Here is an 11835-nt window from a genome sequence, read left to right as displayed (position 1 = left end):
CTGTTCAGACCACCGCGGCCAACTCCGGCAGCAGGAATTCCAGCTGACCGACCTCTTCGATGTTGTGCTTCACCCAGGCACGCACCATGTCGTCGGGGAACCGCCGGAGCAGCAGCCGGTTGACCGGCGCCATGAGCGCCGACCGCGCACCGACGTCGAGAACGCTGACATAGTGCGCCCCTTCGGTGCCCGCTGACCAGGTGTGTTCAAGGCTGAACACGATGACGCCGGCCACCCGCTGTACCAACCGGATGCCGGTCTCGTCGAGCTTTTCCACCGTGTCCACCACGTCGACGCGGTACTCCGGCCGGCCGCCGAACGCCTCGACGATGCGAAACCGGGCACCTTCGGCCGCGCCACCAGTTCTGGCCGGGCGGGCCAGTTCCCACCGGATGTGGTCGACGGGATGCCACGCCAGGTACCGGTCGATGATCTGGTCGCCGTAGCGCATGGTGCCGCCGAGGTGCGTGAACCAATCGAGGAGCATCGGCGGCGTCACCCCAGGTAGCGGCCGATGTTCGATGGTCACCCGCCGCCGGCCGTGGGGTGCGCCGAAGTAGCGGACGGTCGCGGTGTCGACGGACCGCAGCGGATATAGGATCGGTCGGCTCATAGCTCCTCCAAGATACGGTTCCGTTTCTTGATCACTACGCTAAACTGGCCAGTTAAGATACGCAAGCGTTTCTTCGAGGAGGTCTGATGCGACGACGCGGCGACGAGCTCGATGCGGCGATCCGCGCCGCGGTCATGACACTGCTCACCGAGCAGGGACCGGCCGGCGTGACGATGGAGGCTGTCGCCACCGCGGCCCGGACCAGCAAGCCCGTGCTGTACCGGCGCTGGCCCGACGGCGCCGCACTGCTGCGAGACACCTTGCTGCGCAACGCAAAAGCTGCGATACCGCACACCGACACCGGCAGCTACCGCGGTGACATGCTGGCGGTACTGCGCGGCTGGGCCGCGGTGTTCACCGGACCTCAGGCCGCCACCATGCGCGCGGTGGTCGCGGCCATGACACGGGACGACGAACTCGCCGCCGCGTTCCGGGCCGACGTGATTGGCTGGCGCAAGGAAGAGATGGCCGATCTCCTGGCGCGCGGAGTCGCCCGCGGCGACGTCCGGGCCGACGTACCCGTGGAGATCGCCCGCGAACTCGGCCAGAGCGTCCTGTGGCACCGACTCCTGATCACCGGCGACCCCATCACCGACGACCTCGTCGTCGACCTCGTCGATCAGGTGCTGGTGCCGTTCGTCGCCCCTACTACGCCACGTAGTTAACGCTGATCTACCATCAGCCTGTGCTCGACAAGCTGCCCATCCCCTCGCTTCGGGTCCAGCGGCTCATCGCGTTCCTGGTCATCCTGACCCAGGGCGGCATCGCCGTCACCGGGGCCATCGTCCGCGTGACGGCATCCGGACTGGGCTGCCCGACCTGGCCACAGTGCTTCCCCGGCAGCTTCGTGCCGGTGCCCCACGCCGAGGTACCCGTCGTGCACCAGGCGGTCGAGTTCACCAATCGGATGTTCACGTTCGGTGTGGTGTTGACCGCCGCGCTGGCGGTGCTGGCCGTCATCCGCGCCGGCCGCCGCCGCGAGGTCAAGTTCTACGCCTGGCTGATGCCCGCATCGACGGTGGTGCAGGCAATCATCGGCGGCATCACGGTCCGTACCGGGCTGCTGTGGTGGACCGTCGCCGTCCACCTCCTGGTGTCCATGGTGATGGTCTGGCTGGCGGTGCTGCTCTACGTCAAGATCGGCGAACCCGATTCGGGCACCGACCAACTCGTCGTACCGCGGCCGCTGCGCTGGTTCACGGCCCTGACCGCCGTCACGTTGTCCGCGGTGTTGGTGACCGGCACGCTGGTGACCGGCGCCGGACCCCATGCCGGCGACAAGAGCGCCCTTCAACCGGTCAAGCGCCTGCAGGTCGAGATCACCGATCTGGCGCACCTTCACTCGTCGCTGCTGGTGGCCTACCTGAGCTTCGTCATCGGGCTGGGCTTCGCCCTGCTGGCGGTGCGCGCCCCCAAACCCGTCCTGCTGCGGCTGGCGGTCCTGGCCGGGCTGGTGCTCGCGCAGGGCGCGGTCGGCGCGGTCCAGTTCTACACCGGCGTACCCGCGGTTCTCGTCGCCATCCACGTCGCGGGCGCCGGCGCCTGCACCGCGGCTACTGCGGCGCTATGGGCGTCGATGCGGTCGCGTTGCGCCCCAAGCTCCGCTAATCAGTGAGATTCGCGGGGTCGAATTCCACACTGAAGGGCTCGGCAAGGTGTGCCGGTTCCCCGGGCGCAATCGTGCCCTTCATGACGTACTGACCGTCGGTGAGCGCGCGAACTTCGACCGTTCCGTCGCCCTCAATCCGCCAGTAGTTTGGGATTCCCGCTTCGGCGTACTTGATGACCTTCAGACTCCGGTCGACGAGTTCAGTTGAGCGCGAAGCAATCTCGACCACCAGTGCAACGTCGGACGACTCGCGCCATTCGACTCCGCGGGCGGCATCAGGCTTGAGGACAACCAGATCTGGGATGAAATTTCCACCCGGGACGCGGACACCGACTTCGTACAGCACCCGCCAGCCGACCGGAGCCGCACTCCGCAGGATGAAGTACAAATTGCCACCTATCCCCTGGTGACTGTCCAACGGCGGCGGCGTCACGAGCAGGCTCCCATCGACGATCTCGTAGCGGTGCCCGTCCGCAGGTAGATCGTTGAGATCGGATTCGGACCAGTAGTCGGGGAACTTCAGAATCGGCTGCGCCATGGCACCCCCTTTCGATCGCGACGGTAAACCTGACCACTGACAACTTTAGGCGTAGCCCCGACTTGCAGGCGCTAGCACTGGCAACTCCGGACAGTAGGCAACGACAGTGCATCACCGGTGTGCCCCGATTCAGAACAGTGGGCTAGGCCGATACAGCTTCCAGCGCCTGTCGGTACTTGCGTTCAAGGCGTTCACGAGTCGCCGAATCCAAGCCAGCTAGACGGACAGGGTCAGAGTTGTCGGCGATGTCGGCGAGCTTTACACGGCGTGCCAGGTCATTACCGCGGACCCGTCGGTAGTAGTCGGCTGGGGCTTCGCCTACGCGGCGGGTGATCGCATCGACAGCTGCGACGATGTGCGGCGCGAATTCGTCGCCTAGATCGGACAGTTCGATGCTGGTGTCCTCGACGACGTCGTGCAGCCATGCCACTGTCTCAGCGTCGTGGTCGTCGGACACTTGTGCGGCGACACGGGACACGTGCCCGATGTACGGCTGCCCGGCCTTGTCAGATTGGTGGGAGTGTTCGCGGTGAGCGATCGCTTTCGCCGCTTCGAGTGCGGTCATGCGGATGCGGTTCGCAGCTACGCGTCGCCTCAGCGCGTCGCACACCTGCATTGCCTCAGCCTCGGAAACAGGCTGTGCATCACCGGCCTGCCGAGGAAGGTCCGCGGCGATCCAGCCTCTGATCGGGTTGAACGTCTCGATCCACGGGGCGACAGGGCCATCACCCAATCGCCACACCGCGTAATCACCGTCAGCCAAGTACTTGTAGGCCATCGTGCCTCCGTTCTCCAAGGGGTGGGGAGGAACATCGCAGGCAGTCCTCGTGGGTGCAGTCCGGTCGGATGCTGCGGCCCTCCAGTCTCGCTCGCTTCACACAGTCGCGGGTGTACCGGGCATACCCATCAAACCACGCTGCGAGTTCTTCGGACGCGTAGTTACGGACCTGCAGCTCCGTCATTCGCAGAACTCTTCCGAGGATTCGAATGCCCGGGGGTGACAGTTCCGTCCGCGGGTTCGGCGTCGCAGATCGCGGCGGTGCCGGCGGCGGTCGTCGTCGCAGTGTAGGTGTCGAACCCGGGACGGGCGGGTCGACGTTCTGGCAATGAGTGCTCGCGGTTGGCCAAAGCCTTCTCACGAATGACATCCCCCAGCGTGTCCCACGCGCACTGTTGTGCACCGAGGGCGATGAGCGGTCCGAGCCGAATCGTCTTCTGTGTCACTGCTTTTTGATTGAGGATGCTCGTCGCCAGGACATGGAACGCCCATTGTGTGACATCGAGCGGATTGATGTCGTCGCGCTTCGTGCCGTTGAGCAAGCAGAAGACATACACGTCGGCGCTTCGCTCCGCGTTAGCGGCATAGGTGTTGGTACGGGCGTCCCACCACTTCGCGGGGCCGATGTTGAACGAGATCATCGAAGACAGGTCTTGATCTTGATGCCACGATTGGACGTAGGCAGCCGATTTCACCTCCACGCCAATACCGTCGACTTCGAGGTCGTGCTTATCCCATTCGACACGCGTGATTTTCTTGGTGTCGATGCCGAGCGCTCTCGCAACGATGTACTCGGCCAGGACGCCGCGGGTCGTGTTTGCCAGCAGGTCGTGGTAAGCCCACGCGTAAAATTCCTGTTTGTCCAGGTGCGTCATCGTCGCCCTTTCAGTGCATGATCCGTTCCCTTGCCCAGCACCGTCGTCACCTTGTGCCGGTCGATGTCATCCAGGGTCAGCACTGCCTCGGGTCGAGTGATTCGCTTCAAATCGTCGGCTGACGGCTCCGGCACCAACAGCGCTGTTTCGCGCGCCTCATAAATGTCGATGTTCGTGTGTACCCACCGAACCTCGGTGAGCTGGTGGTCGACGCTGACGAACCAGTTGGCGATGAAAACCTGCAGACGCGGGATCAATGTCCACACCTTGCGCCGGGCCAACGCCGAGCCATTCGGCCGAGTGAACGCCAGCCACGCGAGCGCACCACTGTCGGCGTCGGTGAGCTTCCAGAACGCGCGGCCGTTGGGAGCGATGATGTTCGGCCCGTTGGCGGCAAGTCTGTGCCCAATGTGGGAGGCCAGGCCTCGGTAGTCCGGAATGCCGCGGTCATGGTCGTCACGCGGCTCGTCATACGGCACAGACCACATCTAAATGAATACCGCATGGTGCTACAGCGATGACACGCTAACCTAGATGATTGTAGATATGATATCTACAATCATCGTCATGAAGTCGATCACCGTCGCCGAGCTGCGGCAGAACCCGACCGCGGCGCTCGAAGACGTTGCCGCCGGCGAAACCTACGTGGTCACTCGGCACCGGCACCCCGTCGCCCGCCTGGTTCCGGTGGATTCGGAGTCGTCGGGAATCATTCCGCCGCGCAATCCGGCCGCTCCGCGTCTCGCCGAGCGACATCTGCCCCGAAAGTCCGCCAAGCAGATCGACGCGCTCCTTGCCGAAATGGCATCGGATCGTTGACGCGCTACTACCTCGACACGTCCGTCGCCGTCTACGCGATCGAAGGTCACCGACGTGCGGTGGCTTGGTTCGACGCGGCCACCGAACAGCACGAGGTGGTGTCGTCGCGCATCCTGCAAACCGAGCTCACGCGAGTCCTGCGTCGGCAGCAGCGCCCAGTGCTCGAGCGTGACTACCTGTTGGACAAGATCGCCACCGCGCCGCTGAGTGAGTCCGTCCTCACGACAGCCGAATCGATCACTGAGCACGTCAAGACCCTCGATGCGATTCACCTGGCCACCGCCCTGAGCCTGGGCAGTGGCACGGTCATGGTCAGTCATGATGCCGGCGTGCTGCGGGTGGCTGCTGCCCTGGGACTGCGCACAGTCGATCCCGTCGCCGAGACGTAACTACGGCGACAGCGGACCGAGCCCCAGCCGCTCCAGAGCCGACTCGACACCGAGAGCGAATTGCCGTTGCGCCAGAGCACGTTCGGGCTCGGCCAGTTGCCGCCAGCCCAGCCCCGGTTCGACGAGTTCGAGTTCCAGTAGCCGCGGATCCCGACGGTCCCCGATGACGTCCACGCGGGCGTACAGGAACTCCGCAGGCGCGATGCCCAGATGCCGCGCCGCCGCGGCCAGCGTCGCATAACCGACGTCCCACAACTCGAAATCCGGGTCGGCCGGCCGCAGCTGTTCCTCGGCATACGTGCCGGACTCGTGCATCTCCACACTGCCGCCGGGCGGCGGCAACATCGGCCCCTTGACGAAGGCGTGCGACTGCTTGCCGCCCAGGAACACCAGCGCGGTCTCCCCCGCCTCGATGCGCGCGTCATACGGCTGGACCAGCGCGGTGCGGCCGTCGGCCTGAAGCGCGGCGGCATGCGCAGCGGCCGCGCCGGCGTCGGCGAATCGTTGCGCGCCAACCGAACCCGCGCCCACCGCGGGTTTGACCACCACCTCGCCCGCGGGCACCGTCACCGCCTCTCCCGGCGCGAAGAAGCTGCCGGGCACCGTTGGCACCCCGGCCGCCGCCAGATCCGCCAGGTAACGCTTGTCGCTGTTCCACGCGACCACCTCGGGCGCGTTCAGCAGATTGCGCACCTTCCTGGTCCATGCCAGGAATTCGTCGTGCCGCTCGGTGTAGTCCCACGTGGCCCGCAGGATCACCAGATCGGCCTGCAGCGTGGCCGGGTCGTCCCACGCCAGCCAGTGCGCGTGCAAGCCGCGGTCCCGCAGTGCCTTGACCAATCCGTCGTCGTCCCCGTCACCTTCGACGAGGGCCTGACAACCTGCCAAAACGACACGGGGATGCCGGATATCGGGCCGCGCGAGTTTCACGTTGGAATGATAGGTGCCATGCACGCCATCGAAGTCGCCGAACTCGGCGGTCCGGAAGTCCTGTCCTTCGTCGAACGCCCCGAGCCCACCCCCGGCCCGGGCGAGGTCCTGATCAAGGCCGAGGCCATCGGCGTCAACTTCATCGACACGTACTTCCGCTCCGGGTTGTACCCGCGTCCGGTCCCCTATATCCCGGGCCAGGAGGTCTGCGGCACCATCACCGCGGTCGGCGACGATGTCGCCGCGCTGGCGGTCGGCGACCGGGTGGTCACCGCCGCGGCAGACGCCACCTACTCCGAATACTGCGTCGCACCAGCCGATTACGTGGCCTACGTCCCGGAGGGCGTGGAGCCTGAGGTGGCCGCCGCGGCACTCCTCAAAGGCATGACGGCCCACTACCTGATCAAGTCGACCTACCCGGTGCAGCAGGGTGACACCGTGCTGCTGCACGCCGGCGCCGGCGGCGTCGGACTCATCCTCACGCAATGGGCCACCAGCATGGCCGTTCGGGTCATCACGACCGTCTCCAACCAGGACAAGGCCGAGTTGTCCCGCAAGGCGGGTGCCATCGAGGTGCTGGACTACCCAGACGACCCCGCCGAGTTCGGCGCGAAGATCCGCGAACTGACGGGCGGCAACGGCGTCGCCGCGGTGTACGACGGCGTCGGCGCGTCCACGTTCGAGGCCAGCCTGGCCAGCCTCGCGGTCCGCGGCACCCTGGCGTTGTTCGGCGCATCGAGCGGACCCGTGCCGCCGTTCGACCTGCAACGACTGAACAGCGCGGGCTCGTTGTTCGTCACCCGGCCGACGCTCGCCCACTACACCCGCACCGCCGACGAATTCTCCTGGCGGGCAGGCGAACTGCTGCAGGCCGTCGCCGACGGCACCATCAACGTGACGGTCAGCCAGCGCTACCCCCTGGCCGACGCCGCCCGCGCACACGCCGACCTGCAGGCCCGCCTGACCGTCGGCTCGGTGGTGCTGGTGCCCTAAACGGGCTCTGCCACCGGGAACGTCCAGCCGCCGTCGAGAATCTCGGCCCGCGGCCGGTACAGCCGCACGGTGTAGTTCCAGCCCGGGGTGATCGGCAGCACGTTGGCCGCACCCGAGCCGCCGAACTGGATCGTTGTCGAGCCGTCGGCGTCCTTGACGGCGGTGATGTTGTTGAGCGAGTAGGCGTTCTGCTCGTTGGCAGTGAAGTAGCCGTCCTTGTTGTAGACCGTCACCGACCAGAAACCGTCCACCGGAACATCTTTGACGGTGAGCCGGTGCACTGTGGTGCCGTCGTTCCGCGGCGGTACGACAGTCAGGTACAGCGCGTCTCGCTGCGGGTTGCCACCCCACGCGTTGGCCGATCCGATCAGGTGCCGCACCGGGTCCGTGTCGGCGGCGGTGCCGAACATCCGCTCGGTGTCGGGCAGTGTGGTAGCCAGTGTGACGAGCGCATCGCGCACGGTCTTCTGGGCGGCAGCGTCCCACTCCGGAACGGAGAAGGTGCCCGGCGCATCCTGCCCGACGGCGATGGCGTCCTGCAGCGCGTGTACGGCGGCCAGGTCGGCGGCATCGTTGGGATCGACCAGCGTGCGGACGGCCACCGCCACGTACCGGGTGCCGACGGCCTCGCGTGTCAGGTCGACCGTCGCCGGGGCGTAGGCGACCTGGGTCGTGTAGTGGTCCTCGTTGATGACCTGGAGCGACATGAACCGGCCCGCGCTGTCGGGCAGGGTGACGGTGACCGGTCCGGCGTCGAGGTCGAACACCGCGGCCGAGTAGAGGGTGTCGCGGTTCTGCCGGATGACGACCTGGTGATCGATCGAGCTCAGTTCGCGATGATGAAGAAAGCCACCGACGCCGCCGTCGTTCACGATGCCGGAGAAGTACAGGTCCGATTCGGCGCGGGCGAAATTGTCGGGGCTCACCGGTTGGGGCATGCCCCCAAGCTAGCGGGTCAGTGGAACAGCATCGGCAGCGCGAGTGCCGAGTCGACCGCCAGCGCGCAGAACACGACGGCGAGGTAGTTGTTCGACTGCAGGAACAGGCGCAGTGGCTTCACCGGCTCACCGCGCTTCACGCCCGAGTACAGCTGGTGCGCCATCACCAGGAACCAGACGCCGGCGACGAGCGCGACGGCCGCGTACAGCCAGCCGGTGGCGAACGCGAGCGCGAGCGTCGTGAGGACCGTGGCCCAGGTGTAGATCAGGATCTGCTTGGTGACCGCGCGCTCGGTGGCGACGACGGGCAGCATCGGCACGCCGGCCGCCTCGTAGTCCTCCTTGTAACGCATGGCCAGCGCCCAGGTGTGCGGCGGCGTCCAGAAGAAGATGATCAGGAACATCACCAGCGCCGGCCACTGGATGGTGCCGGTGACCGCCGACCAGCCGATCATCACCGGCATGCAGCCGGCCGCGCCGCCCCACACCACGTTCTGCGAGGTGCGGCGCTTCAGCAGCAGCGTGTAGACGAAGACGTAGAAGGCGATGGTCGCCAGCGCCAGCAGGCCCGACAGCAGATTCGAGCTACGCCACAGCCACAGGAACGACGTGACCGTGAGCACCAGGCCGAAGATCAGCGCGTTGCGGGTGGGCACCGTCGCGCGGGCCAACGGCCGGCGGGCGGTGCGCTTCATCACCTTGTCGATGTCGGCGTCGGCAACACAGTTCAGCGTGTTGGCGCCGGCCGCCGCGAGCAGCCCGCCGACCAGGGTGTTGAGGATCAACAGCGGCTTGATCGGACCCTGACTGGCCACCACGTCGAAGCGGTGCGCCAGCAGCATCGCCGGGATCGTCGTAACCAGCAGCAGCTCGATGACACGCGGCTTGGTGAGCGCGATGTAGGCCAGCAACGTGTCCCGAACGCGGTTCGGCGACTTGGTCCCCGAAGCAGCGTCGTGCTCGTCAGACGCCGCAGCTCCGGGACCGAAACCGTGTGCCCCGTGGACGGAACGGCGCTCGCGAATGCTCACGCAGATATCTCCTCGGAAGTCACGGCCGCGCAGCCTCTACTACAGACGATGGTAGACCGCGCACCTGAGTGCTCCACACCGCAGGGTGCATTCAGGTGAACGGAAACCCAATCACGGACAGGCCAAAGGTGAAGCGGTCTGCACCACACCAGCGGCGCGCACTAGGGTAGTCATGCAGCTCGCTTGCGATTTGCCGAGCCCGAGACGTCCCTCAGTAGGAGTGCGCCCGTGACCACAGTCGAAGAGATTTCCGAACTCACCCGCCCGCACCACCCGGACGACTGGACCGAGCTGGACTCGGCCGCCGTCGACACCGTGCGCGTGCTGGCCGCGGATGCGGTTCAGAAGGTCGGAAACGGCCACCCCGGAACCGCCATGAGCCTGGCCCCGCTGGCCTACACCCTGTTCCAGCGCCAGATGCGCCACGACCCGTCCGACACCCACTGGATCGGCCGTGACCGCTTCGTCCTGTCGTGTGGACATTCCAGCCTGACGCTGTACCTGCAGCTGTACCTGGGCGGCTTCGGCCTCGAGCTGGCCGACATCGAGGCGCTGCGCACCTGGGGCTCGCTGACCCCCGGCCACCCCGAGTACGGCCACACCAAGGGTGTCGAGATCACCACCGGTCCCCTGGGCCAGGGTCTGGCGTCGTCGGTCGGCATGGCGATGGCCGCCCGCTACGAGCGCGGTCTGTTCGACCCCGACGCCGCTCCGGGTGAGAGCCCGTTCGACCACTTCATCTACGTGATCGCCTCGGACGGCGACATCGAAGAGGGCGTGACGAGCGAGGCGTCGTCGCTCGCCGGCACCCAGCAGCTGGGCAACCTGATCGTGCTGTGGGACAACAACAAGATCTCCATCGAGCACGACACCAACATCGCGCTGTCCGAGGACACCTGCGCCCGCTACCGCGCCTACGGCTGGCACGTGCAGGAGGTCGAGGGCGGCGAGAACGTCGTCGCGATCGAAGAGGCGCTGGCCGCGGCGCGCGCGGTGACGGACCGCCCGTCGTTCATCTCGGTGCGCACCATCATCGGCTACCCGGCGCCCACCAAGATGAACACCGGCGGGGTGCACGGTTCGGCGCTGGGCGCCGACGAGGTCGCCGCCACCAAGAAGGTGCTGGGCTTCGACCCGGACAAGAGCTTCGAGGTGAAGCCCGAGGTCATCGAACACACCCGTGAACTGGTCGCCCGCGGCAAGAAGGCGCACGACGAGTGGCAGGTCGCGTTCGACGCCTGGGCCGCCAAGGAGCCCGAGCGCAAAAAGCTGCTGGACCGCCTGGAGGCCGGCGAACTGCCCGAGGGCTGGGACGCCGACCTGACGTACTGGGAGCCGGGCAGCAAGGCCGTCGCGACGCGTGCCGCGTTCGGCAAGGTCCTCAACGACGTGGCCGGCAAGCTGCCCGAATTGTGGGGTGGCTCAGCCGATCTCGCGGGCAGCAACAACACCACCATCAACGGGGTGAAGTCGTTCGGCCCGCCGTCGATCTCGACCGAGGACTACACCGCCGACTGGTACGGCCGCGTGCTGCACTTCGGCATCCGCGAGCACGCCATGGGTTCGATCCTCAACGGCATCGTGCTGCACGGCCCGACGCGTCCGTTCGCAGGCACCTTCCTGCAGTTCGCCGACTACATGCGCCCGGCGGTGCGGTTGGCCGCGCTGATGGACATCGACCCGATCTACATCTGGACCCACGACTCCATCGGTCTGGGTGAGGACGGCCCGACGCACCAGCCGATCGAGCACCTGGCCGCGCTGCGCGCGATCCCGAACCTGTCGGTGGTCCGTCCCGCCGACCCGAACGAGACCGCCTACACGTGGCGCACCATCCTGCAGCGCACCCACGGCAACAACCCGACCGGTTTCATCCTGACCCGCCAGGGGGTACCCGTCCTCGAGGGCACGTCGTCGGAAGGTGCGGCGAAGGGTGGCTACGTGCTCGGCGGCGGTAACCCGGCCGACGACGCCGACGTCATCATCATCGCGACGGGCTCCGAGGTACAGCTGGCCGTCGAGGCACAGAAGCTGTTGGCGGACAAGGACATCGTCGCCTACGTGGTGTCGATGCCGTGCCTGGAATGGTTCGAGGCGCAGCCGAAGGAGTACCGCGACGCGGTGCTTCCGCCCGACGTCTCGGCACGTGTTGCGGTCGAGGCCGGCATCGCGCAGCCTTGGCACAAGCTGGTCGGTGACACCGGCGAGATCATCTCGATCGAGCACTACGGCGCATCGGCCGACGACAAGACCCTGTTCCGGGAGTTCGGCTTCACCGCTGAGGCCGTCGTCGCCGCCGCAGAACGCTCGTTGGACAACTGA

At 66.5% G+C, this 11835-nt stretch carries 14 protein-coding genes; 6 read left to right on the top strand and 8 right to left on the bottom strand.

Annotated elements, in window-relative coordinates; translation table 11 throughout:
* Positions 1-4: 4 nt before the first annotated feature.
* Positions 5-613 (bottom strand): hypothetical protein, encoded by a 609-nt coding sequence (locus ACZ5IQ_RS14660; protein ID WP_064858086.1) that lies wholly within the window; start codon positions 611-613, stop codon positions 5-7.
* Between the two features lie 83 nt (positions 614-696).
* On the opposite strand from ACZ5IQ_RS14660, the gene ACZ5IQ_RS14655 reads away from it, so the two are divergent.
* The gene (locus ACZ5IQ_RS14655) at positions 697-1278 is read left to right on the top strand and encodes a TetR/AcrR family transcriptional regulator (protein WP_064858087.1); all 582 of its coding nucleotides are present in this window, start codon (positions 697-699) and stop codon (positions 1276-1278) included.
* A 20-nt stretch (positions 1279-1298) separates the two neighbouring features.
* Positions 1299-2228 (top strand): COX15/CtaA family protein, encoded by a 930-nt coding sequence (locus ACZ5IQ_RS14650; protein ID WP_209840990.1) that lies wholly within the window; start codon positions 1299-1301, stop codon positions 2226-2228.
* Here the strand turns inward: ACZ5IQ_RS14650 and ACZ5IQ_RS14645 are convergent.
* From ACZ5IQ_RS14645 to ACZ5IQ_RS14630, 4 genes are all read right to left on the bottom strand, one after another.
* Positions 2218-2760, bottom strand: a complete 543-nt coding sequence (locus tag ACZ5IQ_RS14645) for a Uma2 family endonuclease (protein ID WP_064858089.1) — start codon at positions 2758-2760, stop codon at positions 2218-2220. The two genes, ACZ5IQ_RS14650 and ACZ5IQ_RS14645, sit on opposite strands and share 11 nt — an antisense overlap.
* A 142-nt stretch (positions 2761-2902) precedes the next feature.
* On the bottom strand, positions 2903-3538 hold the full coding sequence (locus tag ACZ5IQ_RS14640; protein ID WP_234789582.1) for a hypothetical protein: 636 nt from the start codon (positions 3536-3538) through the stop codon (positions 2903-2905).
* 161 nt (positions 3539-3699) lie between these two features.
* Positions 3700-4413, bottom strand: coding sequence for a hypothetical protein (locus ACZ5IQ_RS14635; RefSeq protein ID WP_064858090.1), 714 nt, complete (start codon positions 4411-4413; stop codon positions 3700-3702).
* Positions 4410-4892: a hypothetical protein gene (locus ACZ5IQ_RS14630; protein WP_234789583.1), complete on the bottom strand. Its 483-nt coding sequence runs from the start codon at positions 4890-4892 to the stop codon at positions 4410-4412. The genes ACZ5IQ_RS14635 and ACZ5IQ_RS14630 overlap by 4 nt, the downstream gene beginning before the upstream one ends.
* A gap of 88 nt (positions 4893-4980) precedes the next feature.
* Here ACZ5IQ_RS14630 and ACZ5IQ_RS14625 point away from each other — a divergent pair, with 88 nt between their 5' ends.
* Both ACZ5IQ_RS14625 and ACZ5IQ_RS14620 read left to right on the top strand, forming a co-directional pair.
* Positions 4981-5232, top strand: a complete 252-nt coding sequence (locus tag ACZ5IQ_RS14625; RefSeq protein WP_064858092.1) for a type II toxin-antitoxin system Phd/YefM family antitoxin — start codon at positions 4981-4983, stop codon at positions 5230-5232.
* Positions 5229-5621, top strand: coding sequence for a type II toxin-antitoxin system VapC family toxin (locus tag ACZ5IQ_RS14620; protein WP_064858093.1), 393 nt, complete (start codon positions 5229-5231; stop codon positions 5619-5621). Before ACZ5IQ_RS14625 ends, ACZ5IQ_RS14620 begins: the two co-directional genes overlap by 4 nt.
* Here the strand turns inward: ACZ5IQ_RS14620 and ACZ5IQ_RS14615 are convergent, their stop codons facing one another.
* A complete protein-coding gene (locus tag ACZ5IQ_RS14615; protein WP_464481390.1) occupies positions 5622-6551 on the bottom strand; it encodes an ATP-grasp domain-containing protein in 930 nt (309 codons plus the stop codon). It lies immediately after the preceding gene.
* A gap of 18 nt (positions 6552-6569) precedes the next feature.
* Here ACZ5IQ_RS14615 and ACZ5IQ_RS14610 point away from each other — a divergent pair, with 18 nt between their 5' ends.
* Positions 6570-7544: a quinone oxidoreductase family protein gene (locus ACZ5IQ_RS14610; protein WP_133427668.1), complete on the top strand. Its 975-nt coding sequence runs from the start codon at positions 6570-6572 to the stop codon at positions 7542-7544.
* Here ACZ5IQ_RS14610 and ACZ5IQ_RS14605 read toward each other — a convergent pair.
* Positions 7541-8470 (bottom strand): DUF1214 domain-containing protein, encoded by a 930-nt coding sequence (locus ACZ5IQ_RS14605; RefSeq protein WP_464481471.1) that lies wholly within the window; start codon positions 8468-8470, stop codon positions 7541-7543. The two genes, ACZ5IQ_RS14610 and ACZ5IQ_RS14605, sit on opposite strands and share 4 nt — an antisense overlap.
* 29 nt (positions 8471-8499) lie before the next feature.
* Positions 8500-9513: a heme o synthase gene (locus tag ACZ5IQ_RS14600; RefSeq protein ID WP_346415678.1), complete on the bottom strand. Its 1014-nt coding sequence runs from the start codon at positions 9511-9513 to the stop codon at positions 8500-8502.
* Between the two features lie 228 nt (positions 9514-9741).
* Here ACZ5IQ_RS14600 and tkt point away from each other — a divergent pair, with 228 nt between their 5' ends.
* Complete coding sequence (gene tkt, locus ACZ5IQ_RS14595; protein WP_406774679.1) at positions 9742-11835, top strand: transketolase; 2094 nt, start codon at positions 9742-9744, stop codon at positions 11833-11835.

The sequence above is a fragment of the Mycobacterium toneyamaense genome (assembly GCF_055384815.1).
The sequence above is the reverse complement of the archived record's forward strand: the minus strand, read 5'-3'. Positions and strand labels throughout refer to the sequence as shown.